23 protein-coding genes and 1 pseudogene are annotated in these 26840 nt (G+C 73.5%); 13 read left to right on the top strand and 11 right to left on the bottom strand.

Going from position 1 to position 26840, the window contains the following annotated elements:
* The 3 genes and pseudogenes from MRBLMG1_RS19840 to MRBLMG1_RS19850 all read left to right on the top strand — a co-directional run.
* Positions 1-663 (top strand): annotated as a pseudogene (locus MRBLMG1_RS19840) (serine/threonine protein kinase); the annotation flags it as partial.
* A gap of 42 nt (positions 664-705) precedes the next feature.
* Positions 706-1533: an EI24 domain-containing protein gene (locus tag MRBLMG1_RS19845; RefSeq protein ID WP_367825421.1), complete on the top strand. Its 828-nt coding sequence runs from the start codon at positions 706-708 to the stop codon at positions 1531-1533.
* 11 nt (positions 1534-1544) lie between these two features.
* On the top strand, positions 1545-2363 hold the full coding sequence (locus MRBLMG1_RS19850; RefSeq protein ID WP_367825422.1) for a pectate lyase: 819 nt from the start codon (positions 1545-1547) through the stop codon (positions 2361-2363).
* A 30-nt stretch (positions 2364-2393) separates the two neighbouring features.
* On the opposite strand, the gene MRBLMG1_RS19855 is transcribed toward MRBLMG1_RS19850, so the two are convergent.
* Positions 2394-3368, bottom strand: coding sequence for a LysR family transcriptional regulator (locus MRBLMG1_RS19855; RefSeq protein WP_367825423.1), 975 nt, complete (start codon positions 3366-3368; stop codon positions 2394-2396).
* A gap of 147 nt (positions 3369-3515) precedes the next feature.
* Between MRBLMG1_RS19855 and MRBLMG1_RS19860 the strand changes: the two genes are divergently transcribed.
* The gene (locus tag MRBLMG1_RS19860; RefSeq protein ID WP_367825424.1) at positions 3516-5705 is read left to right on the top strand and encodes a M4 family metallopeptidase; all 2190 of its coding nucleotides are present in this window, start codon (positions 3516-3518) and stop codon (positions 5703-5705) included.
* A gap of 139 nt (positions 5706-5844) precedes the next feature.
* Here the strand turns inward: MRBLMG1_RS19860 and MRBLMG1_RS19865 are convergent, their stop codons facing one another.
* The gene (locus MRBLMG1_RS19865) at positions 5845-6558 is read right to left on the bottom strand and encodes a carbon-nitrogen hydrolase family protein (RefSeq protein WP_367825425.1); all 714 of its coding nucleotides are present in this window, start codon (positions 6556-6558) and stop codon (positions 5845-5847) included.
* Between the two features lie 8 nt (positions 6559-6566).
* Entirely contained in the window at positions 6567-7505 is a 939-nt protein-coding gene (locus MRBLMG1_RS19870; RefSeq protein ID WP_414721615.1) for a LysR family transcriptional regulator, read from the bottom strand.
* A gap of 49 nt (positions 7506-7554) precedes the next feature.
* Between MRBLMG1_RS19870 and MRBLMG1_RS19875 the strand changes: the two genes are divergently transcribed.
* A complete protein-coding gene (locus MRBLMG1_RS19875) occupies positions 7555-8349 on the top strand; it encodes an NAD(P)-dependent oxidoreductase (RefSeq protein ID WP_367825427.1) in 795 nt (264 codons plus the stop codon).
* Between the two features lie 45 nt (positions 8350-8394).
* Here MRBLMG1_RS19875 and MRBLMG1_RS19880 read toward each other — a convergent pair whose 3' ends face one another.
* Positions 8395-8970, bottom strand: a complete 576-nt coding sequence (locus MRBLMG1_RS19880) for a TetR/AcrR family transcriptional regulator (protein ID WP_367825428.1) — start codon at positions 8968-8970, stop codon at positions 8395-8397.
* Positions 8971-9129: 159 nt separating this feature from the next.
* On the opposite strand from MRBLMG1_RS19880, the gene MRBLMG1_RS19885 reads away from it, so the two are divergent.
* Entirely contained in the window at positions 9130-11580 is a 2451-nt protein-coding gene (locus MRBLMG1_RS19885) for a beta-glucosidase family protein (RefSeq protein WP_367825429.1), read from the top strand.
* Positions 11581-11637: 57 nt separating this feature from the next.
* On the opposite strand, the gene MRBLMG1_RS19890 is transcribed toward MRBLMG1_RS19885, so the two are convergent.
* On the bottom strand, positions 11638-12519 hold the full coding sequence (locus MRBLMG1_RS19890; protein ID WP_367825430.1) for an SGNH/GDSL hydrolase family protein: 882 nt from the start codon (positions 12517-12519) through the stop codon (positions 11638-11640).
* A gap of 259 nt (positions 12520-12778) precedes the next feature.
* Here MRBLMG1_RS19890 and MRBLMG1_RS19895 point away from each other — a divergent pair, with 259 nt between their 5' ends.
* The gene (locus MRBLMG1_RS19895) at positions 12779-13273 is read left to right on the top strand and encodes a DUF3145 domain-containing protein (RefSeq protein ID WP_367825431.1); all 495 of its coding nucleotides are present in this window, start codon (positions 12779-12781) and stop codon (positions 13271-13273) included.
* Positions 13274-13773: 500 nt separating this feature from the next.
* On the opposite strand, the gene fabF is transcribed toward MRBLMG1_RS19895, so the two are convergent.
* The 5 genes from fabF to fasR all read right to left on the bottom strand — a co-directional run bounded on the left by fabF (position 13774) and on the right by fasR (position 18705).
* Positions 13774-15036 (bottom strand): beta-ketoacyl-ACP synthase II, encoded by a 1263-nt coding sequence (fabF, locus tag MRBLMG1_RS19900; RefSeq protein WP_367825432.1) that lies wholly within the window; start codon positions 15034-15036, stop codon positions 13774-13776.
* Between the two features lie 79 nt (positions 15037-15115).
* A complete protein-coding gene (locus MRBLMG1_RS19905) occupies positions 15116-15364 on the bottom strand; it encodes an acyl carrier protein (protein WP_093876267.1) in 249 nt (82 codons plus the stop codon).
* 63 nt (positions 15365-15427) lie between these two features.
* Entirely contained in the window at positions 15428-16498 is a 1071-nt protein-coding gene (locus MRBLMG1_RS19910) for a ketoacyl-ACP synthase III (protein ID WP_367825433.1), read from the bottom strand.
* Positions 16499-16516: 18 nt separating this feature from the next.
* A complete protein-coding gene (locus tag MRBLMG1_RS19915) occupies positions 16517-17434 on the bottom strand; it encodes an ACP S-malonyltransferase (protein ID WP_367825434.1) in 918 nt (305 codons plus the stop codon).
* Positions 17435-17523: 89 nt separating this feature from the next.
* Positions 17524-18705 carry a fatty acid biosynthesis transcriptional regulator FasR gene (gene fasR / locus MRBLMG1_RS19920; RefSeq protein WP_367825435.1) on the bottom strand — a complete coding sequence of 394 codons (1182 nt, stop codon included), beginning with the start codon at positions 18703-18705 and terminating at the stop codon, positions 17524-17526.
* 253 nt (positions 18706-18958) lie between these two features.
* Here fasR and MRBLMG1_RS19925 point away from each other — a divergent pair, with 253 nt between their 5' ends.
* Positions 18959-19633, top strand: coding sequence for a pirin family protein (locus MRBLMG1_RS19925; RefSeq protein WP_367825436.1), 675 nt, complete (start codon positions 18959-18961; stop codon positions 19631-19633).
* Between the two features lie 4 nt (positions 19634-19637).
* Here MRBLMG1_RS19925 and MRBLMG1_RS19930 read toward each other — a convergent pair whose 3' ends face one another.
* Positions 19638-20828, bottom strand: a complete 1191-nt coding sequence (locus MRBLMG1_RS19930) for a L,D-transpeptidase (protein WP_367825437.1) — start codon at positions 20826-20828, stop codon at positions 19638-19640.
* Between the two features lie 206 nt (positions 20829-21034).
* On the opposite strand from MRBLMG1_RS19930, the gene MRBLMG1_RS19935 reads away from it, so the two are divergent.
* From MRBLMG1_RS19935 to MRBLMG1_RS19955, 5 genes are read left to right on the top strand one after another with little or no spacing between them, the layout of a single operon-like run.
* Positions 21035-22225 carry a lipid II:glycine glycyltransferase FemX gene (locus tag MRBLMG1_RS19935; RefSeq protein WP_367825438.1) on the top strand — a complete coding sequence of 397 codons (1191 nt, stop codon included), beginning with the start codon at positions 21035-21037 and terminating at the stop codon, positions 22223-22225.
* Positions 22222-23910 (top strand): murein biosynthesis integral membrane protein MurJ, encoded by a 1689-nt coding sequence (gene murJ / locus MRBLMG1_RS19940; RefSeq protein ID WP_367825439.1) that lies wholly within the window; start codon positions 22222-22224, stop codon positions 23908-23910. Before MRBLMG1_RS19935 ends, murJ begins: the two co-directional genes overlap by 4 nt.
* Before the next feature lie 59 nt (positions 23911-23969).
* Positions 23970-24653, top strand: a complete 684-nt coding sequence (locus MRBLMG1_RS19945) for a response regulator (RefSeq protein ID WP_367825440.1) — start codon at positions 23970-23972, stop codon at positions 24651-24653.
* A gap of 8 nt (positions 24654-24661) precedes the next feature.
* Positions 24662-26230: an ATP-binding protein gene (locus MRBLMG1_RS19950; protein WP_367825441.1), complete on the top strand. Its 1569-nt coding sequence runs from the start codon at positions 24662-24664 to the stop codon at positions 26228-26230.
* Positions 26227-26814, top strand: coding sequence for a hypothetical protein (locus tag MRBLMG1_RS19955; protein ID WP_367825442.1), 588 nt, complete (start codon positions 26227-26229; stop codon positions 26812-26814). Before MRBLMG1_RS19950 ends, MRBLMG1_RS19955 begins: the two co-directional genes overlap by 4 nt.
* Positions 26815-26840 lie beyond the last annotated feature (26 nt).

The raw sequence follows: 26840 nt of genomic DNA on the forward strand, positions 1-26840 counted from the left end.
CGTACGGACCCCGCGGCGGGACGGGCGGTCGGCGCCGGGGCCGGCCGGCGGGGCGGTCTCGCGCTGCCGGTCACGGTCGCGGCCGTCGCCGCGTCCGTCGCGGCGGTGACGGTGGCGGTGCTGCTCGCGGGGCGGGACCAGCCGTCGACGGGGGCGGACGGCCCCCGGTCCGGCTCGTCGTCCCCCACGACGACGGTCACGCCCGCGGCCGGCCCCGCGCCCGCCGGGTACACGACCGTCGAGGACGAGCGCGGGTTCACGCTGGCCGTTCCGGCCGGGGCGCGCCGCTCGACCGACGGGGAGCGGGTGTTCTACACGACGGGGGACGGGGCGGTCTGGGTCGGGGTGCGGATCAGGGCGATCCCGGCCGGCGGGGCGATCGGGGTGATGCGGAGCGCGGACGCGGACGGCCCGAGGACGAACCGGGGGTACCGCGACGCCACGGTCGAGGAGACGCGGTACAAGGGGCTGCCCGCCGCCCGCTGGGAGTTCACGTGGAACGGCTTCACCAGCGCCGAGGGGCCGCGGCGCACCGTCGACGTCTGCTGGGAGCAGGCCGGGACGCTGTACGACGTGTGGGCGTCGGCCCCGGTGGACCGCGCGGGGGAGGGCCGCCGGCACTTCGACACGGCCCTGGACTCCTTCCGTACGTCCGGCCGCTGACCTGCCCGGAGGGGTGCCCGGGGCACCGATAGGGTGACTTCCATGCGTGATCTCGGGGTGGGTTTCAAGTACTTGCTGCAGGGCCAGAAGTGGGTGGGCCGGCACGGGCGGTGGTTCGGGTTCGGGCTGTTGCCCGGCCTGGTGACCCTCGTGCTGTACGCGGGTGCGCTCGTCGGTCTCGGCTACGGCGCCGACGACCTGGCGGCCTGGGCGACGCCGTTCGCCGACGACTGGACCTCGCCCTGGCTCGGGATCTTCCGCGGCACCCTGACGGCGCTCGTCTTCGCCTTCGGCTGCTTCCTCGCGGTCATCACCTTCACCGCCGTCACGCTGCTCGTCGGCCAGCCGTTCTACGAGTCCCTCTCCGAGGCGGTCGACCGCGGCGAGGGCGGCGAGGTGCCCGAGTCCGGGCTGCCGCTCTGGCGCGAGCTGTGGATCTCGGCCCGGGACAGCCTGCGGGTGGTGCTGCGGGTCGCGTTCTACGGCGTCCTGCTGTTCGCCTGCGGTTTCATCCCGGTCGTCGGCCAGACCGTCGTGCCCGTCCTCGGCTTCTGCGTGTCCGGGTTCTTCCTCGCGGAGGAGCTGACGGCCGTGGCGCTCCAGCGCCGGGGCGTGGAGCTCAAGGAGCGGCTGCGGATGCTGCGCGGGCGCAGGCTGGCGACCCTCGGCTTCGGTGTGCCGCTGACGCTCGCCTTCCTGGTGCCGTTCGTCGCCGTCTTCCTGATGCCGGGGGCCGTCGCGGGCGCCACGCTGATGGTGCGCGACCTGCGCGGCGAGACGGGCGGCGACGACTCCGGGAAAAACGATCAAGAAGGCGGCAACCTTCCTTCGGCCGGTGGCGACCAGGAGGTGCACCACCTCCCCCACTGAAGAAGGAACACATGACGTCACACAAGCGGAAGACGGGCCGCCGCCGCGCGGTCATCGGCGGCCTGAGCGCCCTCGGTGTCACCGGGGCGGCGATCGTCACCAGCACCCTGCTCGCCCCGGCGGGCGCGGCGGGCGCCGTCGCCGCCTGGCCGGAGGCCAAGGGCAGCAAGCCGGTCGCCGCCACCATCGAGGTGTCCGGCACCTACGACGGAAAGCTCAAGCGCTTCTACGGCACCGGTGAGCTCGGCTCCGACGGCCAGAGCGAGAGCCAGAAGCCGGTCTTCGTCCTCAAGGACGGCGCCGTCCTCAAGAACGTCGTCATCGGCACCCCGGCCGCGGACGGGGTGCACTGCCTCGGCAGCTGCACCCTCCAGAACGTCTGGTGGGAGAACGTCGGTGAGGACGCCGCCACCTTCAAGGGCACCTCGGCGTCCTCGGTGTACGCGGTCTACGGCGGCGGCGCGAAGGGCGCCTCCGACAAGGTCTTCCAGTTCAACGGCGCCGGCAAGCTGGTCGTGACCAAGTTCCAGGTCGCCGACTTCGGCAAGCTGGTCCGCTCCTGCGGCAACTGCAAGAAGCAGTACCCGCGGACGATCCTGATCAACGACGTGGACGTCACCGCGCCCGGCAAGTCGATCGTCGGCGTCAACGCCAACTACGGCGACACCGCGACCCTGCGCCACATCCGGATCCACGGCGACGCCAAGAAGAAGATCAAGCCCTGCACCCGCTTCACCGGCAACAACACCGGCAAGGAGCCCACGGAGACCGGTACCGGCCCGGACGGCACCACCTGCCGTTACGCGGCCGGCGACCTCTCGTACGACTAGTCGCCGCACCGCGTCCGGTCCTCGGGGGACTCAGCCTTCGAGGACCGGGTGCAGCTCCGGGCGGGCGTCCCACCAGGCCCGGTAGAAGGCGTTGTTGTCGACGTTCGCCAGGTAGGCGCGGGCCGCCGCCCGGTACAGCAGATCGGCGTGCGGGGCGGGGACCGCGGCCCGGTTCCAGGCGAGCCGGATCCGCCCGGTGACCGGGTCGCCCTCCAGGGGGCGCAGCACCGTCCCCTCGGCGGGCGGGGCCGTCGGCTGGCTCATCGAGACCGCCCGGCCGGCGGCGATCAGGCCGTAGTGCATCTGCCGGTCGGCCACCCGGTGCCGCAGCACGGGCGTGAAGCCGGCCTTCGCGCAGGCCGCGACCAGCGCCTCGGGGCCGCCGTCGTCGTCCTCGACCAGCGTCATCCAGGACTCGCCGGCCAGCTCGGACAGCGCGATCCGGTCCTTCCCGGCCAGTGGGTGCGCCGCCGAGAGCCGCACGCAGAACGGCTCCTTGGGGACGAGCGTCCGGGCCGTGGTCCCCTCGGGCAGCGCCACCTCGTGGTCGTTGACCTCCCCGTACAGGACGGCGTCGTAGCGTCCCGCGCCGAGCTGCCGGGTCAGGGTCGTCGCCGAGTGCTCCACGTTCACCGAGACGTCCTGCCCGGTGCCGAGCCCCGCCATGACCTGCTCCAACTCCCCGATCAGCCGGTCGACGAGGACGAGCAGGATGCAGCCGAGGCGCAGCGGCGTGTGCGGGGCGACGGCCCGGGCCCCGGCGGCCAGGGCGTCCATCTCGCCGAGCACGAGGCGCGCTTTCGAGAGGACGAACTCGCCCAGCGGCGTGGGCTCCACGCCGTGCCGGCCGCGGAGGAAGAGCTCCCCGCCCGCGACCCGTTCGATCCGGCGCAGCTGCGCGGAGAGGGCCGGCTGCGAGACCCCGAGGCGCCCGGCCGCGCGCCCCAGACTGCCCGCTTCCGCTATCCGGCAGACGGCCTCAAGATGCCTCAACTCCAGCTGCATTTCAGCAGCGTACGCAGCACCGCGCGGGCGCACCATAACCCGCGTCTTATGCCGCGTGAGATGTCCCGAACTGGCCATGTCCACGCCCATACTCGGCGCGACGATCCGTCTCCCCCACCTCGATCCCCACCCTGATCGGAGCAGACGTTGCACCCCACCAGACTCACGGCGACCGTGGCCGCCCTGGCCTTGTCGGCGAGCCTCGCGACCGCCCTCGCCGGCACTGCCACCGCGGTGCCGCAGGCGCAGCCCGTACCCCCGGGCCACGGCAAGTCCCTGGCGCTCGCGGCGGCCGACGGCGCCGCGGCGAGCGGCCTCGACGAGCTGCGGCACGGCGCCGACGAGGACCTCGTCCGGACGTCCGTCACCCCCTGGGCGAACGGCCTGTACTACGCGTCGTACGAGCGCACCTACCGCGGCCTCCCGGTCGTCGGCGGCGGCGACGCGGTCGTCCTCACCGACAGCACCGGCAAGGTCCGCGAGGTCACCGGCGCCCCCGCCCCGGCGATCAAGCTCTCCATCAAGGCCGAGGTCACCGCCGACGCGGCCCTCGCCACCGCCCGCGGGCAGCTGGCGTCGGTCGAGAGCGCGAGCGCCCCCGAGCTGACCGTCCTCCTCAAGGGCGGCAAGGCCGTGCTGACCTGGCACACCCTGGTCATCGGCCGGACCGCGCAGGACGCGCCCAGCTCCCTCGACACCTATGTCGACGCGCGCACCGGCGCCGTCGCCCGCGCCACCGACAAGATCCTGCACGCCGACGGCCGCGGCTACCACAACGGCAACGTCACCATCGACACCGCCGCCTCCTCGATGACCGACACCAGCCGCGGCGGCTTCAAGTGCGGCGGCCAGAACGGCAGCGCCTACACGGGCTCCTCGCCCTGGGGCAACAACGGCGCCAACGACCTGGTGACCGCGTGCGTCGACATCATGTACGCGGCGCAGAAGGAACACTCCATGCTCAAGGAGTGGTTCGGCTACAACGGCCAGAACGGGCAGGGCGGCATGGTCCCGGCCCGCGCCGGACTCTCCGAGGTCAACGCCTACTACGACGGCACGAAGACGACCTACGGGCGGGCCCAGACCGGCTCCAACCAGCTCACCGGCATCGACGTCGTGGCGCACGAGTACGGCCACGAGATCTTCGACCGGACGCCGGGCAGCTCGGGCTCGTCCAACGAGAACGGCGGCATGAACGAGTCGACGGGCGACATCTTCGGCGCGCTCACCGAGCACTACGCCAACAACCCGAACGACACCCCGGACTACACGGTCGGCGAGAAGGTCAACTTCTTCGGCGACGGCAAGCCGATCCGGAACATGTACAACCCCTCGCTCGTCGGCAACGACCCCAACTGCTACCCGCAGTTGACCTCGGGCACCGAGGTGCACGCGGCGGCCGGCCCGCAGAACCACTGGTTCTACCTGCTCGCCGAGGGCTCCAACCCGGGTGGCGGCAAGCCGAGCAGCCCCATATGTTCGGGCGGTCCGTCCTCGGTGACCGGCATCGGCATCCAGAAGGCCGGCAAGGTCTTCATGGGCGCCCTGCTGATGAAGACCTCCTCCTGGAACCACCTCGCCGCCCGCAAGGCGACGCTGACCAGCGCCAAGAACACCTACGGCAGCGTCGAGTGCAACGCGGTGAAGGCGGCCTGGAACGCGGTCGGCGTCCCGGCCCAGTCCGGTGAGACCGACTGCGGCGGCACCACCACCCCGGACTTCTCGCTCGCCCTGAACCCGTCCTCGGGCTCGGTGCAGGCGGGCGCCTCCGTCACCTCCACGGTGAACACCTCCACCACCGGCGGCAGCGCGCAGACCGTCCAGCTCTCCGCGAGCGGCGCGCCGAGCGGCGTCACCGTCTCCTTCAGCCCCGCCTCGGTGACCTCGGGCTCCTCGTCCACCATGACCGTCCAGGTCGCGGCGGGCACCGCCAACGGCACCTACCCGATCACCGTCACCGGCACGGGCTCCGCCACCCACACGGTCACGTACCAGCTGTCGGTCGGCACCACGACCCCGCCCACCGGCTGCGACGGCGCCGAGAACACCTACCAGGGCACCCTGACCTCCGGCCAGGCCCAGGCGCAGCCGGACGGCTCGTACTACTACTCCGCCACCGCAGGCACCCACAAGGGCTGCCTGCGCGGCCCGGCCGGCACCGACTTCGACCTGTACCTGCAGAAGTGGAACGGGTCGGCCTGGGCGGACGTGGCGGTCGGCGGCACGGCGACGGCCGACGAGAACACCAGCTACTACGGCACCGCCGGCTACTACCGGTACGTGGTCCACGCGTACAGCGGTTCCGGTGCGTACACGCTGGGTCTGAGCGCCCCGTAACGGGGGCGGGGCGGCGTCACGGACCGGGGGTTCCGTGACGGCGGTCCACGAGCCGGGCGGCCGTATGTCCCACGGCCGCCCGGCTTCCGCACGTCCCGGGCCCGGCGAGGACGGGGTCGGCGCGTCCCGTCCCGGGCGGTCAGCCGACCTCGGCGAGCACGAAGCCCGCGCCGGCGTCGCCCGCGTCCGCGATCCGCCCGCCGTCCGGACCCCAGGCGCCGGCCCGGCCGGCGCCGACCCCGTCCTCATTGGGCCCCAGGACGTTGCCGAGGACCACGTACAGACCGAAGTCGCGGGCCCGCGCCGGATACACGGTCGCGAACGAGTCGTTGTCGGCGGACAGCACCGAACTCGCCAGGTACACCGCGCAGCCGTCGGCGGCGGCGCGCTCGGCCAGTTCGGGGAAGCGGTTGTCGTAGCAGGTGGCCAGCGCGAACCGGACCCCGTCGAGCGTGAACCGGCCGTCGGCGGTGCCCGGCGCGAACACCTCGGCCTCCACCCCGTACAGGTTCCGCTTGTCGTAGCGGGTGAGGAGCGAGCCGTCCGGGCCGATCACGAGCGTGGTGATCCCGGCCCGTGAACCGCCGGTCCGCACCGGCCCGTTGACCACGGCCGCCGCACCGGCCGCCCGGCACGCCTCCCGGACGGGTTCGAGCCGGGGGTCGTCCTCGGCGAGGACCAGGCCGGGGGCGTCCCGTATCAGGGACGGCTCGTACCCCGTCAGGCACAGCTCCGCGAAGACGACCACACGGGCCCCCTCCGCCCCGGCGGCCCGGACCAGCCCGGCGATCGTACGGACGTTGGCGTCGATGTCCCCGGCGACCGGGGCGAACTGGGTGGCTGCGACGATCATGGCCCCCATCATCCCGCCCGGCCGCCGCGCGGGAACCCCGGGGAGCCCCGCAGTGCCTCGGCCGTCTCCCGCAGCACCTCCAGGAACGCGGTCGCCGCCGCCGAGGGGACCGGTGGGGCCGCCGCGTGGATCCGGCGGTACGGGACGTCGTCCGGATGGATCCGGACCAGCGTGACGTCCCTGCGCACGGACGCCGCCGCGAGCGCCGGGACGAGCGTGACGCCGAGCCCGGCGGCCACCGCGCCCAGTTTGGCGATCCAGTCCTGCGCGATCAGCCCCGTCCGCGGCCGGAACCCGGCGGCGACCGCCGGACGGAAGAGGGTGTCCTCCAGGCGCTCGTCGCCGACGATCCACTCCTCCCCGGCGAGTTCGGCGAGCCGCACCGCCCGCCGCCCCGCGCGCGCGTGCCCCCGCGCCAGGGCCACCAGCATCGGCTCGTCCAGCAGGTGGTGCAGGGTGACGCCCTCCGGCGGGGGAGCGGTGAAGGCCGGACTGACCACGGCGAGGTCCAGCTCCCCGGCGGCGAGCAGCCCCAGGTGCTTCGCGGACGGCCCCTCGGTGCGGGTGACCGCGACTCCCGGATGACGCGCCCGGAACACGGCCTGCGCGCCGGGGACGAGCGCCGCGTTGGCGCTGGAGAACGAGCCGAGCCGCAGCAGGCCGCCCTCCAGGGTGCGCAGCGCCTCCAGCGCGGCCCGCGCCGCGACCAGCCGGTCCCGTACGGCCTCGGCGTGCGGCAGCAGCACCCGGCCGGCCTCGGTCAGCCGCACCCCGCGCGGCAGGCGCTCGAAGAGCACCGCGGCCGTCTCGTCCTCCAGGGCCTGGACCTGGCGGGAGACCGCGGACTGGGTGTAGCCGAGGACGCGGGCGGCGGCGGTGAAGGACCCCTCGCGGGCGACCGCGAGGAACGCTTCGTACAGACCATGCGAGACGGGCATGCTGACCATGCTAGACATTCGCTTGTCGCATGAAAGGGCCGGACCTAGCGTCGAGGACATGGAGAACAAGCAGAAGATCGCCTTCCTCGGCCTCGGGTCCATGGGGCTCCCCATGGCCCGCCGACTCCTCGACGCCGGACACCCGTTGACCGTCTGGAACCGCACGGCCGCCAAGGCGGACGCCCTCGTCGCCGACGGCGCGATCCGCGCCGCGAGCCCCGCCGAGGCCGTCCGGGACGCCGACGTCGTCGTCACGATGCTGGCGGACCCGGCCGCCGCGCTCGCCGTCGCGGACGAGCTGATCCCGGCGCTGCGCCCCGGCACCCACTGGATCGACACCTCGACGGTGGGCCCGGACACCGTCCGCGCCCTGGCCGCCCGGCTCCCGGCCGGGGTCACCCTGATCGACGCGCCGGTCATGGGCAGCGTGGACCGGGCCGCCTCCGGCGACCTGCTGATCCTCGCGGGCGGCGACACCGCGCCCGTCGCCGCCGTCCTGGACCGGCTCGGCGCGACCACCCCGTGCGGCGGGCCCGGGACCGGCGCCGCCCTCAAGCTCGTCCTCATCAACGCGGTCATCGGCGGGGTCGCCCTGGTCGCCGAGGCCCTCGCGCTCGCCGGCGCCCTCGGGCTGCCCCGGGACCTCGCGCTCCGCACCCTCGGCGCGGGCCCGCTCGCCGGGGCCGTCGGCCGCGCCACCGCGACGGGCTCGCACTTCCCCGTCGCCCTCGCCGCGAAGGACGTCGCCCTGGCGACGGCGCTCGCGAAGCTCCCCGTCCTGGAGGCCGTCCACACCGCGCTGACCGAGGACCCGTCGCTGCTCGGCCAGGACCTGGCGGCCGTGGCCCGTTAGGGGGATGTCTCGTCGACCAGGCCCGGCTCGTCGACGAGACGCCCCTCAGGGGCGGTCCTCGCCCCCGTACAGCAGGCGCAGGAAGTCCCGGAAGGCGCCCGGCATGTCGACCGCGGCGGGGTCGAGGAGCCACTGGTACTGGAGCCCGTCCATGACCGCGGTGAGCAGCGGCGCCGCCTGTTCGGGGGTGAGCCCGCCGGGGAGGCGGTCGCCGAACTCCAGCCGGAGGACGTCGGCCATGTTGGCCCTGACCTGGGCGTACCGCTCGGTGAAGAAGACGCGGGCGGGGTGGCCGTCGGTCACGCTCTCGCCGAGCAGCGCGGAGAAGGTCTGCACGATCCCCGGCCGCATCGCGTTGTACTCGACGAGGGATTCCAGCAGGTCGAGCCGCCAGCCCTCGCGGTCCCGGCCGCCGCTGGTGTCCCAGCGGTCGCGCTCCTCCAGGACGGCGACGAGCAGCGCCTCCTTCGTCGGGAAGTAGTGCAGCAGCCCCTGCTGGGTCAGTCCGACGCGCTCGGCGACGGAGCCGAGGGTGGCGCCCCGGTAGCCGCGCTCGGCGATCACTTCGAGGGCGGCGCGCAGGATGTCCGCGCGTCGCTCCTCGCTCCTGGCCCGCACCATCGCCGTGGCCTTCCTCTCGCAGGTTCGTCCCGACAGGACGGTACCCCTTCGCCCCGCCGTTGAGATAACGGATCAATAACGTAACCTACCGATCTACAGGTAGGTGGGTGCACGATGGGCGCATCGGGGTCATCGGTACGTCAACGAGGAGGTACGGCCATGGCGGAGAACAGCGCGGAGACCGTGAGGAACGCGGCCGTCGAGGCGGCGCTCGGCAAGCTCGACCTGGACACCAAGGCGCGACTGCTCGGCGGCCAGGACATGTGGTCCCTGCCCGCCCTGCCGGAGATCGGCCTGAAGTCCCTGGTCATGTCCGACGGCCCCATCGGCGTCCGCGGCGTCCGCTGGACCGCCGACGACCCGTCCGTCGCCCTGCCGTCCCCGACCGCGCTCGCCGCCGCCTGGGACCCCGCGCTCGCCCGCCGGGCCGGCCGCCTCCTCGCCCAGGAGGCCCGCCGCAAGGGCGTCCACGTCCTCCTCGCCCCCACGGTCAACCTGCACCGCACCCCGCTCGGCGGCCGCCACTTCGAGGCCTACAGCGAGGACCCCTTCCTCACCGGCGCCGTCGGCACCGGCTACGTCCAGGGCGTCCAGGACGGCGGCGTCGGCACCACCGTCAAGCACTTCGTCGCCAACGACGCCGAGACCGACCGCTTCACCGTCGACAACAGGATCGCCCCGCGCCCGCTCCGCGAGGTCTACCTCGCCCCCTTCGAGGCCATCGTCAGGAACGCCCACCCCTGGGGCATCATGACCGCCTACAACCAGGTCAACGGCGTGACGATGACCGAGCACCGGTACCTCGTGAACGAGGTCCTGCGCGGCGAGTGGGGCTTCGACGGCTACAACGTCTCCGACTGGATGGCCGCCCGCTCCACCACCGGCGACATCGAGGGCGGCCTCGACGTCGCCATGCCCGGCCCCGTCACCGTGTACGGCGAGGCCCTCGCCGCCGCCGTCCGCGCCGGCGAGGTCCAGGAGGCCGCCGTCGACGCGGCCGTGCGCAACGTCCTGCGGCTCGCCGCCCGCGTCGGCGCCCTCGAAGGCGCCCCGCCGGTCGTCGCCGAGCCCCCGGCCCCGATCGACGGCGACGCCCTCGCCCGCGAGGTCGCCCGCCGCGGCTTCGTCCTCGTACGCAACGAGAACACGGCCCTGCCCCTCGCCGCAGGCCGCACCGTCGCCCTCTCCGGCGCCGCCGCCCGCGACGCCCGCGTCCTCGGCGGCGGCTCCGCCCAGGTCTTCCCCGACCACGTCGTCTCCCCGCTCGACGGCCTCACCGCCGCCCTTCCCGACGGCGCCCTCACCTTCACCGTCGGAGCCGACCCCAGCGAGGAACTCACCCCCGCCGACCAGGGGTTCACCCTCCGCGCCCGCTGCCGCGACGCCGAGGGCCGACTCCTCGGCGAGGGCTCCCTGCCCAACGGCCAGGTCCAGTGGATCGGCGACGACCTGCCGGCCGGCGTCACCCACGAGGCCCTCGCCTCCATCGAGGTCGTCGGCACCTACACCCCGCGCGAGAGCGGGGAGCACTCCTTCGGCACCCGCGGCCTCGGCGCCTTCACCCTCGCCGTCGCCGGCCGGACCGTCTTCGACGGCGTCCAGACCATGGGCCCCGAGACCGACCCCTTCGAGGCCTTCTTCGGCTCCCCGGTCGAGCGCGCCAAGGTCGCCCTCACCGCCGGCGAGACCGTCGAGGTCTCCCTCCTCCACACCCTCGACAAGGAGTTCGCGGCCCCGCTGCCGGCCGTCATGTTCTCCTTCGTCCACCTCGGTCCGCGCCGTGACCCCGACGAACTGATCGCCGAAGCCGTCGAAGCGGCCCGCGCCGCCGACACCGCCGTCGTGGTCGTCGCCACCACCGAGCGCGTCGAATCCGAGGGCTTCGACCGCAAGGACCTCGCCCTCCCCGGCCGCCAAGACGACCTCGTACGCGCCGTGGCCGCCGTCAACCCGCACACCGTGGTCGTCGTCAACGCCGGCTCCCCGGTCGAACTGCCCTGGCGCGAGGACGTGGCCGCGATCCTCCTCAGCTGGTTCCCCGGCCAGGAGGGCGGCGCCGCCCTCGCCGACGTCCTCACCGGCGCGGAGGAGCCGGGCGGCCGCCTCCCCACCACCTGGCCCGTCGCCCTCGCCGACGTCCCCGTCACCGAGGTCACCCCCACCGACGGCGAACTCGACTACGCCGAGGGCGTCTTCGTCGGCTACCGCGCCTGGGACAAGGCCGGCGCCGTCCCCGCCTACCCCTTCGGCCACGGCCTCGGCTACACCACCTGGTCGTACGACTCCCTGGTCGCGGGCCCCGACGGCGACGGCGCCACGGTCACCGTCCGGCTCACCAACACCGGCGACCGCACCGGCCGCGAGGTCGTCCAGATCTACCTGGCGCCGACCGACGACACGGTGGAGCGCCCCGCCCGCTGGCTGGCCGGCTTCGCGAGCGTCGAGGCCGCACCCGGCGAGACCGTCGAGGCCGGGATCGCGCTGCCCCGCCGCGCCTTCGAGATCTGGGACGAGGAGAAGAACGACTGGACCCTCGTCACCGGCGCCTACGAGGTCGTCGCCGCCCACTCCCTCGCGGACGCCCGCCTGACGACCGCTCTCGACGTCTGATCCCGGACGTCCCCCTCACCGGCCCCGGGGCGGAACCTGACAACCGCCCCGGGGTCCTCACTCCTTCGTGATCCGCCGGTACGCGAGCTCCGCGAGCCGCGCCTGTCCGTCCTTGCTCGGATGGAACCAGTCCCAGGGGCTCAACTGGCCGCCGCCGAACCGGAAACCGAAGACCGCCCCGCCGTCGTACCGGCACCGCGCGTCCCCGGCGCAGACCTCCTTCAGGACCCGGTTGTACGCCACCACCCGGTCCCGCACCTCGGCCCGCCGCCGCTCCGCCGCGGGACCGAGGTCCTCCGCGTCCGCGAGCATCGAGCCGCAGATCCCCAGCTTCCACACCCGCAGGCCGAGCGGGCTGACCCGCCCCGTCGACCACAGGCGCCTCAGGTCCGGCACGCTCGACACGTACACCTGCGCCTTCGGCGCGCCCGCCCGCAGCCGGGCGAGCGCCGCCTCGAAGGAGGCGCGGAAGTCGGCGACCGGGGTCATCAGGCCGGGAGTCGGCCGGCAGGCGTCGTTCGCGCCCATCATCACCGTCACCAGCTCGGGCTTCTCCGCCGCCGCGCCCGCCATCTGCTCCGGCAGCTCCGCCATCCGGGCGCCCGTCCGGGCCAGGTTCCAGCTGTGCGTGGCCACCTTCGCCGGGCCGAGCAGCCGCAGCGCCAGGCTGTTGACGGCCGCGTCCGTCCCGGTCGCCCACGACACCTCGGGGCAGTCCGCGAGGACCGAACAGGCGTCGAAGGCACGGGTGACGGAGTCGCCGACGGCGGCGACGGAGGCGGGGGAGACGTCCCAGAGGGGCGTCGCCTTCGGTACCGGTCTCGCCGTGGGGGCCTTCGCCGCCGGCTCCACGGCCGTGCAGCCGGCGAGCGCCCCCGCGCACAGCAGTCCCGCCGTCGCGGCGGCGACGGCGGTACGGAATCGGCGTCGGCCGCGCATCCCCGGCCCCTCCTTCGGCGTCCTGGCGAGTGAAAGCTTCGTGTTCACCCGCCCCCGGACCGACCGTACGTCACACCGATGCCGGTGCGGCACGGTAGCTTTTCCCCCGTCGAACCAGAGGCACCTTTGCCGACCGGCTCCGGTAAATTACATCACGTCACCTCCTGTCCCCTTTTTGACGGTTTGTGACGTTTTGCTCCTGATGCTGTTTACTGAGGCCGCTGGGAAAGGCGAACCTCGTCCCACACTGGAGGTCCCGGTGACGACACGTGGAGTCCTGTACGTTCACTCCGCACCGCGCGCGCTCTGCCCGCACGTCGAATGGGCGGTGGCGGGCGTCCTCGGTGCGAGGGTCCAGCTCGACTGGATCCGCCAGCCGGCGTCCCCCGGCACCTGGAGAGCCGAGTTCTCCTGGCAGGGCCAGACCGGCACCGCCTCCAAACTCGCCTCCGCTCTGCGCGGCTGGCAGATGCTCCGCTTCGAGGTCACCGCGGAACCCTGCCCCACCGCCGAGGGCGAGCGCTACAGCGCCACCCCCGACCTCGGCATCTTCCACGCCGTCACCGGCATGCACGGCGACATCCTCGTCCCCGAGGACCGGCTACGGGCCGCCCTCGCGCGCTCCCTACAGGGCGAGACCCAGCTCGAGGCCGAGGTCGCCAAACTCCTCGGCAAACCCTGGGACGACGAACTGGAGCCCTTCCGCTACGCCGGCGAGGGAGCCCCCGTCCGCTGGCTCCACCAGGTCGTCTGACGGGCACTCACCGACGCGCCGGAGCGACGGCACGGTCCTGTGAGGTCCGCGCCGAGGACCGGGTCGCCCTCCGCTGACCCACACCCGCGCCGACACGCGCGAGAGGCCCACCCCGACCGGGGTGGGCCTCTCGCGTCAGGCGTGGGTCAGACCGTGCGGAACGCCAGGACGACGTTGTGGCCGCCGAAGCCGAACGAGTTGGCCTCTTCCTCGTGGGTCCCTCGCGTCGCTTCGCGGGCTTCGGGGCGCTGTGCCGGACGCCGTCCGGCGGGTGTGGCGAAGGCCCACCCCGGTGTGGGGTGGGCCTTGCGGGCGTGGTCGGGTCAGACCGTGCGGAACGCCAGGACGACGTTGTGGCCGCCGAAGCCGAACGAGTTGGCCTCTTCCTCGTGCGTCCCTCGCGTCGCTTCGCGGGCTTCGGGGCGCTGTGCCGGACGCTGTCCGGCGGGTGTGGCGAAGGCCCACCCCGGTGTGGGGTGGGCCTTGCGGGCGTGGTCGGGTCAGACCGTGCGGAACGCCAGGACGACGTTGTGGCCGCCGAAGCCGAACGAGTTGTTGATGGCCGCGATCGTGCCCTGGGGCAGCTCGCGGGGCTCGCCGCGGACGATGTCCGCCTCGACCTCGGGGTCCAGCTCGTCGACGTTGATCGTCGGCGGGGCGAGACGGTTGTGGAGCGCCAGGACCGTCGCGACGGTCTCGATGCCGCCGGCACCGCCGAGGAGGTGGCCGGTCATCGACTTGGTCGCGGAGATCGCGACGTGGTCGAGGTCGTCGCCCAGGACCTTGCGCAGCGCCTTGATCTCGGCGACGTCGCCCTGCGGCGTCGACGTGGCGTGGGCGTTGAGGTGGACGACCTCGGACGGCTTGAGGTCCGTCGAGTCGAGCAGGTTCTGCATCGCGGCGGCGATGCCCCGGCCGGTCGGCTCGGGCTGCGCGATGTGGTGGCTGTCGGCCGACAGGCCCTGGCCGAGGACCTCGCAGTAGATGCGCGCGCCGCGCGCCTTCGCGTGCTCCTCGGACTCCAGGATCACGACGCCCGCGCCCTCGCCGAGCACGAAGCCGTCACGGCCGGTGTCGTACGGACGCGAGGCCTTCGTCGGCTCGTCGTTGTTCTTGGACATCGCCATCATGTTGGCGAAGGCGGCGATCGGCAGCGGGTGGATCGCGGCCTCGGTACCGCCGGCGATGACCACGTCGGCACGGCCGGTGCGGATCATCTCGACGGCGTAGCCGATCGCCTCGGCACCCGACGCGCACGCGGAGACCGGGGTGTGGACGCCCGCCCGGGCGTTCACCTCCAGACCCACGTTGGCGGAGGGGCTGTTCGGCATGAGCATGGGCACGGTGTGCGGGGAGACGCGGCGGACGCCCTTCTCCTTCAGCACGTCGTACTGGTCGAGCAGCGTGGTGACACCACCGATGCCGGAGGCGATGACGGAGCCGAGCCGCTCGGGCACGACCTTCTCGTCCTCGCCGGCGGGGGCGGTGTAGCCCGCGTCGGCCCACGCCTCGCGGGCCGCGATCAGCGCGAACTGCGCCGAGCGGTCCAGCTTGCGGGCCAGCGGGCGGGGAAGGACGTCACCGGGGTCGACGGCGGCCGTCGCGGCGATCTGCACGGGCAGTTCGGCGAAGCGCTCGCCCTCCAGGGGCTTGACGCCGGAGCGTCCCGCGAGCATGCCTTCCCAGGTCGACGCGGAGTCGCCACCCAGCGGTGTGGTTGCGCCGATACCGGTAACGACCACGGTGCGATTGGTCGAGTTCACAGGAATTCGTTCTCCATGTGTGTGATGGTCGGAATACGGCGCCACCGCGGGGTGGCGGACCGAGTCAGCAGGGGCCGAATCAGGCCTGGTGCTTCAGGATGTAGTCGGCGGCGTCGCCCACCGTCTTGAGGTTCTTGACGTCCTCGTCCGGGATCTTGACGTCGAAGCGCTCTTCGGCGGCGACGACGACCTCGACCATGGACAGCGAGTCGACGTCCAGGTCGTCGGTGAAGGACTTGTCCAGCTGGACGTCCTCGACAGGGATACCGGCGATCTCGTTGACGATCTCGGCGAGACCCTCGACGATCTGCTCCTGGGTGTGAGCCATAGTGGCGCTCCTTCTTGCGGTTACTTCGGTAAATAGGGGGAGGCTTCCGGACGGATCCGGTGCCTAGGGGAGGGTAACGACCGTCGCGGCGTAGACGAGACCCGCCCCGAAGCCGATGACGAGCGCGGTGTCACCGCTCTTCGCCTGCCCGGTCTCCAGGAGCCGCTCCATCGCGAGCGGGATCGAGGCGGCCGAGGTGTTGCCGGTGGTCTCCACGTCACGGGCGACCGTCACGTGCTCCGGCAGCTTCAGAGTCTTCACCATCGAGTCGATGATCCGCATGTTCGCCTGGTGCGGGATGAAGACGTCGAGGTCGTCCGCCGTGATGCCGGCGGCGTCCAGCGCCTGCTGGGCGACCTTCGCCATCTCGAAGACGGCCCAGCGGAACACCGCCTGGCCCTCCTGCGTGATGGCGGGGAACTTGACCTCGCCCTGCTCGTTGAGCGGGAGCTTGGAGACGTCGCCGGTGGGGGTCCCCCCTGCTCGAGCGGAGCCGAGAGCTTGGGGGAGGAAGTCGTTCCACGGGACCGTCTGCTTGATGGTCTCGGACTTGTCGCCCTCGGAACCCCAGACGGTCGGGCCGATGTGCGGCTCGTCCGAGGGGCCGACGACCACGGCACCGGCGCCGTCGCCGAACAGGAAGGCCGTCGCGCGGTCCTCCAGGTCCGTCAGGTCGCTGAGCCGCTCCACGCCGATGACGAGGACGTACTCCGCCGAACCCTCGACGATCATGCCCTTGGCGAGCGTCAGGCCGTAGCCGAAGCCCGCGCAGCCGGCGGAGATGTCGAACGCGGCCGGCTTCCCCGCGCCGACCTTGTCGGCGATCTCGGTGGCGACGGCCGGGGTCTGCTTGAAGTGCGAGACCGTGGAGACGATCACGGCACCGATCTGCTCGGCGGTGATGCCGGCGTCCGCGATGGCCTTGCCCGAGGCCTCCACCGACATCGCGGTGACGGTCTCCTCCGGCGAGGCCCAGTGGCGGGTGGAGATGCCGGAGCGCGAGCGGATCCACTCGTCGGTCGAGTCGATCTTCTCGAGGATCACCTCGTTCGGCACGACCCGGGTGGGGCGGTAGCCGCCGACACCGAGGATCCGTGCGTACGGGGCGCCCTTGCTGGGCTTGATCTTCGACATGCTTCTCGACACTCCTTGTCAGACGGCCGCGTGCTCAGCGATGAGCGTACGGGCCGCGTCGAGGTCGTCGGGAGTCTTGAGGGCGACCGTGGCCACACCCGGCAGGGCGCGCTTGGCGATGCCGGTCAGGGTGCCGCCGGGGCACACCTCGATCAGCGCCGTCGCGCCCAGGGCCTGGAAGGTCTCCATGCACAGGTCCCAGCGGACCGGGTTCGCGACCTGCCCGACCAGGCGGGCCACGACCTCGGCGCCGTCGGTGACGACCTGCCCGTCCTTGTTGGAGACGTAGCGGGTGGCCGGGGCGGCCGGGGACAGCTGCGCCGCGGCCTCCTCCAGCCGCGCCACGGCCGGGGCCATGTGGTGCGTGTGGAAGGCACCGGCGACCTTGAGCGCGACGACCCGGCGGACGCCCTCGGGCTTGTCCGCCTCCAGGGCGGCCAGCTGCTCCAGGGTGCCGGCGGCCACGATCTGGCCGGCGCCGTTCACGTTGGCCGCGGTCAGGCCGAGCTTCTCGAGGTGCGGGACGGTCACCTCGGGGTCGCCCCCGAGCAGCGCGGACATGCCGGTCGCGGTGATCGCGGCGGCCTCGGCCATCGCGAGCCCGCGGGTCCGGACGAGACGCAGCGCGGCGGTGTCGTCGAGTACACCGGCGAACGCGGCGGCGGTGAACTCGCCGACGCTGTGACCGGCGACGACGCCGGGCGACACGTCGCCGAGCGCCGCGGCCGACAGCAGGCCGGCGGCGACGAGCAGCGGCTGCGCCACGGCGGTGTCACGGATCTCTTCCGCGTCCGCCTTCGTGCCGTAGTGGGCGAGGTCGAGCCCGATGGCGTCGGACCAGGCCGCGATGCGGTCGGCGGCGCCGGGGAGTTCGAGCCAGGGAGTCAGGAAGCCGGGCGTCTGAGCGCCTTGGCCGGGAGCGACGAGTACGAGCACCCTCACACTCTCTCTTGCGGACGGCTCCCGGCGCCCGTGGGGACAAGGACGAAGAACCGTCGGGGGAATTGTTGGTCTTCGACAAAAGTCTAGGACTGGGGATCTCCGTCGGCCAAGCGCCCCAGGATGAGGGCGATCCGCAGCGTGAAGGCCGAGCGCACATCGGAGGGTGACCAGCCGGTGACGTCGGTCACACGTCGAAGCCGGTAGCGCACGGTGTTCGGGTGGACGAAGAGCATCCGGGCCGCGCCTTCCAGGCTGCTCGCCTGCTCCAGATAGACACTGAGAGTTTCCAGCAGCGCCGAGCCCGCTTCCTCCAGCGGTCTGTAGATCTCCTCCACCAGCTGTTCGCGCGCCGAAGGGTCGGAGGCGATGGCGCGCTCCGGGAGGAGATCGTCCGCCAGAACGGGGCGGGGCGCGTCCTGCCACGCCGAGCACGCCTTGAGGCCGGCGGCGGCCGCCTGCGCGGACCGGGTCGCCGCGAGCAGGTCGGGTACGACGGGGCCGGCCACGACGGGACCCGCCGCGTACGGGCCGATCAGCGCCTTCGCGACCGCCAGCGGATTGTCGTTGCCGCCCGCGATGACGACGAGTCGGTTGCCGAGGACCCCGGTGAGGACCTGGAGCTTGGCGTGCCGGGCGGCCCGGCGGATCGCCTCCACCGTCAGCTCGCTGTCGCCGTCGGGGGCGGTGCCGAGGATCACGCACACGTGGTCGGGCGAGTTCCAGCCGAGCGCGGCGGCCCGCGAGACGGCGCCCTCGTCGGCCTCGCCGGAGAGCACCGCGTTCACCACGAGGGACTCCAGGCGCGCGTCCCACGCGCCGCGGGCCTCGGCGGCCTGCGCGTACACCTGGGCGGTGGCGAAGGCGATCTCCCGGGCGTAGACGAGCAGTGCCTCGCGGAGCACGGACTCGTCGCCGGGGGCGGCGACCTCCTCGATCGCCGACTCCATGACCTCGATCGTGGTGCGGACCATCTCCACGGTCTGCCGCAGCGTGATCGCACGGGTCAGTTCGCGGGGCGCGGTGCCGAAGACGTCCGTCGAGATCGCCTGCGGGGTCTCGGGGTGCCGGAACCACTCGGTGAACGCGGCGATGCCGGCCTGGGCGACCAGGCCGATCCACGACCGGTTCTCGGGCGGCATCGCGCGGTACCACGGCAGCGTCTCGTCCATGCGGGCGATGGCCCCGGCGGCGAGCCGCCCGGAGGACTGTTCGAGGCGCTTCAGGGTCGCGGAGTGCTGATGAGCGGCGTTCACGGGTTCTGGCACGGGGACAAGACTGCCTTATCGGGACGCCGGCGTGCGGGGTCGGGGCGGGTTCGCCTCCGACGGGGGGCGTCGCGGGGGCCCTCGGGCCGGTGGGTCCGGCCCGCGGTGTCGGGCGCCGCGAGGGTCCGGGGCCGAGGCGGGTCCGCTGCCGGCGGGGGTCCTCGGGCCGGCCGGTTCGCATCCGGCGCGGGCCGTCGCGGGCCGCCGGTCCGGATCCGCGGCGCGGCGCGGTCCGGCGGCTACGGTGGGCCCCGTGATACGCATCCAGCGCGCCGGCGAGCGCTACCCCGGCGGAGACCCGGAGGCCGGGATCGAGACCCGGCACGCCTTCTCCTTCGGGTCGCACTACGACCCCGACAACCTCCGCTTCGGCGCGCTCCTCGCCGTCAACGAGGAGCGGCTCGCACCGGGCGCCGGCTTCGACGAGCACCCCCACAGCCACACCGAGATCGTCACCTGGGTCGTCGAGGGCGAACTCACCCACCACGACACCGCCGGCCACGAGACGGTCGTCCGCGCCGGCGACCTCCAGCGGCTGAGCTCCGCAGGGGGCGTCCGCCACGTCGAACGCAACGACGCCGACGTGCCCCTGGTCTTCGTCCAGATGTGGCTCGCCCCGCTGACCCCGGGCGGGGACCCCTCGTACGAGGTGGTGCGCGGGATCGTCGACCCGGTCCCGTACGAGCTGCCGGCGGCGGACGCCCGGCTGCACGTCCGCCGCGTCGGGCCGGGCGCCCGCGCCGCCGTACCGGACGCCGACCTCGTCTACGTCCACGTGGCCCGGGGGACCGTACGCCTGGGCGGCGAGGAGCTCGGCCCCGGCGACGCGGCCCGGCTCACCGGCGCCGGCGGCCTCGAACTGGCCGCCGCGACCGACGCGGAGGTACTGGTCTGGGAGATGCGGGACTGGCGCAAGGCTGTGGGCTGAACCGTCAGCGCAGGGCGCTCTTCGCCCGCCACTCGTCCCAGCCGACGTTCCACGCCCCGTAGCCGTTGCCCTCGGCGACCGTGCCCTTGGTCTCGGCGCCCTTGATCTCGAAGGGGTCGCCGACGTTCACCGAGGCGTAGAAGGCGGCCGCGTTCTCGTTGCTCATGCCGATGCAGCCGGAGCTCTTGTTGGCCCTGCCGAAGTAGGCCGCGTTCCACGGGGCCGCGTGGGCGTACATGCCCGACCAGGTCAGCCGCATCGAGTAGTCGACCATCTTGTCGTAGGCGTCGCCGAGGCCGACCGTCTCGGAGTTCATGTTGATGGTGCCCTCCTTGGCCATCAGGACGGCCGTGCCGCGCCAGGACCGCTTGTCGCCGCCCGGGGTGCCGCCGGAGACCGGGGTCGTCCGGACGGTGCGGCCGTCGCGGACCACGGTCAGCCGGTGGGCGTCCAGGTCGACCTTCACGATCTGCGAGGTGCCCACGGTGAAGCCGGTGCGGTAGTCGCGGACGAACCAACCGCCGCCCGAGTCCGTGCCGTTCAGGTCCGCCGCGAGGGTGACCTTCGTGCCGGGCTTCCAGTACTCCTTCGGCCGCCAGTCGGCCCGGTCGCGGCCCGAGTAGTCCTTGACCCAGCCCCAGGAACCCTCCGTGGCGTTCGAGGTGCTGACCTTCAACTGGCGCTCCACGTCCGCCTTCCGCGTCACCGGCAGGTCGAACACGATCGACAGCGGATGCCCGACGCCCACCGTGGTGTTCTTGCCCGGCGCGAGCGTCACCTTGTTGACCTTCGCCGGCTCGGGCGTGCTGAACGAGGACCGGCTCGTCGACTCCCCGCCGTCGCCGGAACGGGAGGTCACCTCCACCGTGTACGAGGTCCCCGGCACCGCCTTGCGGTCCGACACCCAGCTCGTACCGCCCGCGCCCGTACGGCCCGTGAGCGTCCCGCCGTCGGCGTCGACGACCTTCACCGCGGCGATCGTGCCGCCCGAGGCCCGCACGGTCACCGGACTGCCCGCCGCCGGGTCCACGACCGTCACCTTCGCCGCGGGCGCCGCGGAACCGTGGTCCCGCGCCCCCGGCCGGCCACCGCCGTCCGCGGCCTGGGCCGTGCAGGCGGTGACGGAGGCGACCAGCGCGACGGCCGCGAGGACGGGACGGGTGGTGCGCGGACGGCGTGTGCGTATCGGCAGCACGGAAGACCTCCGTGGAGAGGGGAGAAGAGCGGGATGTCCGGACTGTAGGTCGGCGAAGGCGCCCGCGGGGCGCCGAACGGCCATGTGACGGGGGCTGCGGCACAACGGTCACGGTCCGGTCACATACGACGCGCGCACCCGTCGAATTCGGCTGTGAGCCTGCTGTGCGCCCCACCACCGAGGGGCGGAACCAGGAGGCTCCCGTTGTGTCTGCGCTGCTCGTGACGGCCGCACCCGCCGAACGCCGCGCCCCGGCCGGCCCGGTCAGGGTCGGCCCCGTGACCCCCGAGGTCCACCGCGCGTTCCTCGCGTCCCGGGCCACCGGGGCGGACGGGCCCAGCTTCCTCCAACTGCCCTCCTGGGCGCGGGTGAAGGACGGCTGGTGCCACCAACTGATCGGCTGGGGACCCGAGTCGGGACCCCTCACCGGCGTCGCCCTCGTCCTCCTCCGCCCCTTCCCCGGCACCCGCAAGTACTTCGCGTACCTCCCCGAGGGACCCGTCGCCGACTGGGCCGACCCCGACCTCGACGGCTGGCTCGGACCGCTCCTCGCCCATCTGCGGGCCTCGGGCGCCTTCGCCGTGCGCATCGGCCCCGGACCCGCCTACCGCCGGTGGGACGCCGCCACCCTCAAGGCCGGCACCGGAGCCGGCCGCCGGCTGGCCGACGTCCTCGCCGACGACGTCGACCCGCTCGGCACCGTCGTCGCCGACCGGCTCCGGGCCCGCGGCTGGCGCCGCTGCGGCGGCGACTCCGGGGACGGCGCCGACGCCCAGCCCCGGCACGTCTTCCGGATCCCGCTCACCGGCCGCTCCACCGACGACCTCTGGTCCGGCCTCAACCAGGAGTGGCGGCGCAACGTCCGCAGGGCCCGCAAGTCCGGCGTCGAGATCACCGTCGGCTCCGCCGCCGACCTCCCCGAGTTCCACCGGCTGCTCCGGATCACCGAGGAACGCGACGGCTTCCGCCTCGGCCGCGACCTCGCCTACTACGAGCGCCAGCACGCCGTCCTCAACGCCGAACAGCCCGGCCGCATGAAGCTCTACCTCGCCCGCCACGAGGGCGAGGTACTCGCCGCCCACACCATGATCACCGTCGGCGGGCGCGTCTGGTACCAGACCGGCGCCTCGGCCGACCACCGCCGCGAGGTCCGCCCCTCCAACGCCCTCCAGTGGCGCATGCTCCTCGACGCCCACGCCGTCGGCGCCGCCGTCTACGACCTGCGCGGGGTACCCTCCACCCTCGATCCGGGCGACCGCGCCCACGGGCTCCTGCGCTGGAAGCTCGGCACGGGCGGACAGGTCGTCGAGACGCTGGGGGAGTGGGAGATTCCGATGCAGGGCACGACCAACCAGGCACTGTTCCGCGCCTTCCAGGCGTACCTGGCCCGCCGGTGACGGCGACGCTCACCGCGGCACCGGCCGAGCCGAAGCGCTCGGTCCTCCGCAGCGGCGCGCTCATGGCCGCGGGCTCCCTCGTCTCCCGCGCCACCGGCTTCGTCCGTGCCTCCGTCGTCGCCGCCGCCCTCGGCGCGGGATTCGTCGCCGACGGCTACGCGGTCGGCAACTCCGTCCCCACCATCGTCTACATGCTGCTCCTCGGCGGCGCCCTCAACGCCGTCTTCGTCCCCGAACTCGTCAAGGCCGCCAAGGAGCACGAGGACGGCGGCGTCGCCTACACCGACCGGCTCCTCACCCTCTGCGCGCTCGCCCTCACCGCGCTGACCGCGGCCGCGGTGCTCGCCGCCCCCCTGATCGTCGACGTCTACACCGACTACACCGGCGCGCAGCGCGAGATGACCCTCGCCTTCACCCGCGCCTGCCTGCCGCAGATCCTCTTCCTCGGACTCTTCACGCTCCTCGGCCAGGTCCTCAACGCCCGCGGCCGGTTCGGCGCCATGATGTGGACGCCCGTCCTCAACAACGTCGTCGCCGTCGCCGTGTTCTCCCTCTTCCTCCTCGTCAGCGACGGCGGCACCCTCACCCCCGGCGAGACCGCGCTCCTCGGCTGGGGCACCACCGCGGGCATCGCCCTCCAGGCCGTCGCCCTCGTCCCCTCGCTGCGCGCCGCCGGCTTCCGCTGGCGCCCCCGTCTCGACTGGCGCGGCAGCGGCCTCGCCGCTCCGCTGCGCGCGGCCGGCTGGCTGGTCCTGCTCGTCCTCACCAACCAGGGCGCGTACTGGGTGACGACCTGGCTCGCCACCTCGGTGGGCTCCGTCACCACCGGCGGCTCCGGCCTCGCCGCGTACAACAACGCCTACCTGCTCTGGACCGTCCCGCACGGCATCGTCACCGTCTCCCTCGTCACCGCCCTGCTGCCCCGTATGAGCGCCGCCGCCGCGGACGGCGACCTGGCCGCCGTCCGCCGGGACGTCTCGTACGCCCTGCGGACCAGCGCGGCCGCGATCGTCCCCGCCGCGTGCGCGCTCCTCGCGCTCGCCGTACCGCTGATGACCGTCGTCTACCGGTACGGCGCGACCACCGGCGACGACATCCGCGCCATGGCCTGGATCCTCATGGCCTTCGCCCCCGGCCTCGTCGCCCTCTCCGGCCAGTACGTCTGCACCCGCGCCTTCTACGCCCTCCGCGACACCCGCACCCCGTTCCTCCTCAACCTCGTCATCGCCACCCTCAACGCCGCCCTCTCCCTCACCGCCTACCAGGTGCTCCCGCCCCACTGGGCCGTCGCCGGCATGGCCGCCGCCTACTCCCTCGCCCTCTGGGCGGGCTGGGCCCTCACGGCGTACGCCCTGCGCCGGCGGCTGCGGGGCAAGAGGGCGGGCGACGGCCCGGCGGGCGGGGCCGGCGCGGACGGCGGCACTGCCATCCCGTCCGCCGTCGACCCGGACGGCGGCACGGACGGCGGTTCCGGGGGAACGGCCGCCGCCCTCGCGCGGCTCCTCGCCGCCGCCGTACCGGCCACCGGGTACGCCCTGTTCGCCGTCGGCCTCACCGACGTGGCCGGGCCCGTCGTCTCCGGCCTCGCCGGCGCCCTCACCCTCGTCACCACCTTCGCCCTCCTCGCCCGCCCCCTCCGCCTCACCGAACTCCACACCCTCCTCACCCGCCTCCGCCCGCGGTGACCTCCACCCCCGTGCGGTCCCCGGCGGACCGACCCGATCGAGCTTGGGATACTTCGCAGATGCCCCGCGTGCTGTTGATAGAAGACGACCCCTCGGTCCGGGAGGGTGTCGAGCTCGGGCTGCGCCGCCGCGGCCACGACGTGCGGACCGCGCCGACGGGCGAGGCGGGGCTCGCCGCGCTGGGGGAGTTCAGACCGGACCTGCTGCTGCTCGACCTGATGCTGCCGGGGATGAACGGCGTCCAGGTGTGCCGCCGGGTGCGGGAGAGCAGCCAGCTGCCGATCATCATGCTCACGGCGCGCGGCGACGACTTCGACGTGGTCGTCGGCCTGGAGGCGGGGGCGGACGACTACATCGTCAAACCGGCCCGCACCGAGGTGATCGAGGCCCGGATACGGGCGGTGCTGCGCCGCATCGAGGAGCCGGGTTCCGGACGTTCCGCCGTCGAGTTCCACGGGGAGCTGGCGATCGACCGGGCCGGGCTGACCGTCGCGAAGGCGGGCGAGCGCGTCGCCCTCGCCCCCTCGGAGCTGAAGCTGCTGCTGCATCTGACGGCCGCGCCCGAGCAGGTGTTCAGCCGGCAGCAGCTCCTGGAGCACGTCTGGGAGCACAGCTACCACGGCGACGCCCGGCTGGTCGACGCCTGTGTCCGCCGACTGCGGAACAAGATCGAGGACACCCCGGGCGAGCCGCGCTACATCCAGACCCTGCGGGGCTTCGGCTACCGCTTCGGCCCGCTGTGAAGGCCTGTGTGAGCCCGGACCCCGAGGCCTTCGAGGCACCCGAGGCGCCGGCCGGCCGCAGGACGACAGCGACGGCGACGGGAGCGACCACGGAGGCCGCCGGCGCGGCACCTCGCCGGCGCCGCAAGCCCCGCACCCCGCGCCTCCGTCCGCACCCCTTCGGCCTGCGGACCCGGCTCGTCCTCGCCTTCCTGCTCGTCGCGGCCGTCGGCTGCGGCACGACCGCAGCGCTCACCTACCGGGCCGCCCGCAACGCGATCCTGGAGCAGACCCAGGACACCGCGGTCTCCGCGTTCCGGGAACAGGTCGACGCCCTCGGCATCACGCTGCCCGTGGAGGCCGACTCGCTGCGGGACTCGCTCATGCAGATCGCCCGGCAGGGCAAGCCCCGCCCCTGGCGCGTCTACGCCGAGTACGGCACCGTCCGTGCCTCCTCGACGGACCGCCCCACCTCCTCCGTGATCACCCCCGAACTGCGGGCCCGCGCGACGGCCAGGGAAACGGGCCCGCACGGCAGCTTCCAGCGCGTGGTGAAGAACGGCACGCCGTACCTGACCATGGCCGTCCCGGCGGTCTTCAGGACCCACCCGACCGAGGGGACGGCCCAGCACACCGGCCTCGTCGTCTACGCCGTCATGGAGCTCGACGAGGAGGAGGCCAACATCGAGGCCATGGTCGCGGCCGCCCGCGACGGCGCCCTCCCCGCCCTCGCCGTGGCCCTGATCCCCGCGCTGATCGCCGCGCGCGGGGTGCTCCGCCCGGTGCGGGAGCTGCGCCGCGCGGCCCACAGCATGGGACGGGGCCGGCTCGACACCCGCATCCACGCCAAGGGGAGCGACGAACTCGCCGACCTGGCCCGTACGTTCAACGAGTCCGCGGCGGCGCTGGAACGTTCCGTCGCCGAGCTGCGGGACGCCGAGGAGCGGGCCCGCCGCTTCGCCTCCGACGTCTCGCACGAACTGCGCACCCCGCTCGCCGGCATGCTCGCGGTCACCGAGGTCCTCGACGAGGACGCCGGCCTCCTCGACACCGACACGGCCCGCGCCGTCCGCCTGATCAGCGCCGAGACCGGCAAGCTCGCCGTGCTCGTCGAGGACCTGATGGAGATCTCCCGCTTCGACGCGCGCGCCGCCGAGCTCCACCCGGACGAGGTCGACGCCGCCGACTGCGTACGCAAGACCCTCCAGCACCGGCACTGGACCGATCCGGCCCAGGTCGTCCCGTACCTCGACGGGGGGATCAGGGCCCGCCTCGACCCGCGCCGCTTCGACGTCGTCGTCGCCAACCTCGTCGGCAACGCCCTGCGGCACGGCGCGGCGCCGGTGACGGTGCGGCTGTACGCCGAGGGGGACCGGCTCGTGACGGAGGTCGCCGACCGGGGACCGGGCATCCACCCGGACGTCCTGCCGCACGTCTTCGACCGCTTCTACAAGGCCGACCGGGCCCGGACCCGCTCGGCGGGCAGCGGCCTCGGCCTGGCGATCACCCTGGAGAACGTACGCCTGCACGGCGGCACCGTGGACGCCGCCAACCGTCCCGAGGGCGGTGCGGTCTTCACCGTGCGGATGCCGCTGTGACGCGCCGGACGGCCGCGGCCCTGCTCGCTCCCCTCGCGCTGCTGGCGCTCGCCGGCTGCGGCATACAGCGGACCGACGTCGTCGAAGCGGGCGGGGCCGCGACCGTCGCCGTCCACCCCGCACCCGGCGCCGACCGGGTGGTGCTCTACTTCCTCGGACCGGACGGCCGGCCGCTGCCCACGGTCCGCGACTTCGGGCGGTTCTCCGACGAGTGGACGGCCCCGGAGCACGCGATCGGCAGCGGCTCGGGCATGGAGACCGGCCGGGACACGGCCGTCGCCACCGACAAGGTGCTCGCCATGCTCCTGGCCGGCCCGAACGGCCCCGAGACCGCCGTGGGGATGACCAGCGGGCTACCGCGCCTCGGGCGCAACCCGCACGCCGAGGTGGACAAGGCCGCGGGACTCACGGACGGCCGCAGCCTGCTCCGGCTGAGCGCCCCGTTCCCCGTCGGGGACCTGACGGACGAGGCCGTCCAGCAGCTGGTGTGCACGGCCGCCTTCTCGGAGGACCCGGGCGGCATGGTCGAGGTGGCCCTCAGCGGCCCCGACGGCGGCCTTCCCGCGACCCGCTGCCGGGTCTGACCCGCCGCGCGGCCCGCTCGGACGCC

Source organism: Streptomyces sp. LMG1-1-1.1 (genome assembly GCF_040815545.1).
GTDB lineage: Bacteria > Actinomycetota > Actinomycetes > Streptomycetales > Streptomycetaceae > Streptomyces.

Coding starts and splice junctions, on each gene's coding strand:
- MRBLMG1_RS19855 (WP_367825423.1), bottom strand. CDS start 3,368: ATGCAGCTGGAGTTGAGGCATCTTGAGGCCGTCTGCCGGATAGCGGAA.
- MRBLMG1_RS19890 (WP_367825430.1), bottom strand. CDS start 12,519: ATGCGCGGCCGACGCCGATTCCGTACCGCCGTCGCCGCCGCGACGGCG.
- MRBLMG1_RS19865 (WP_367825425.1), bottom strand. CDS start 6,558: ATGATCGTCGCAGCCACCCAGTTCGCCCCGGTCGCCGGGGACATCGAC.
- MRBLMG1_RS19850 (WP_367825422.1), top strand. CDS start 1,545: ATGACGTCACACAAGCGGAAGACGGGCCGCCGCCGCGCGGTCATCGGC.
- MRBLMG1_RS19945 (WP_367825440.1), top strand. CDS start 23,970: ATGCCCCGCGTGCTGTTGATAGAAGACGACCCCTCGGTCCGGGAGGGT.
- MRBLMG1_RS19845 (WP_367825421.1), top strand. CDS start 706: ATGCGTGATCTCGGGGTGGGTTTCAAGTACTTGCTGCAGGGCCAGAAG.
- MRBLMG1_RS19910 (WP_367825433.1), bottom strand. CDS start 16,498: ATGTCGAAGATCAAGCCCAGCAAGGGCGCCCCGTACGCACGGATCCTC.
- MRBLMG1_RS19885 (WP_367825429.1), top strand. CDS start 9,130: ATGGCGGAGAACAGCGCGGAGACCGTGAGGAACGCGGCCGTCGAGGCG.
- MRBLMG1_RS19880 (WP_367825428.1), bottom strand. CDS start 8,970: ATGGTGCGGGCCAGGAGCGAGGAGCGACGCGCGGACATCCTGCGCGCC.
- MRBLMG1_RS19870 (WP_414721615.1), bottom strand. CDS start 7,505: ATGGTCAGCATGCCCGTCTCGCATGGTCTGTACGAAGCGTTCCTCGCG.
- MRBLMG1_RS19905 (WP_093876267.1), bottom strand. CDS start 15,364: ATGGCTCACACCCAGGAGCAGATCGTCGAGGGTCTCGCCGAGATCGTC.
- MRBLMG1_RS19875 (WP_367825427.1), top strand. CDS start 7,555: ATGGAGAACAAGCAGAAGATCGCCTTCCTCGGCCTCGGGTCCATGGGG.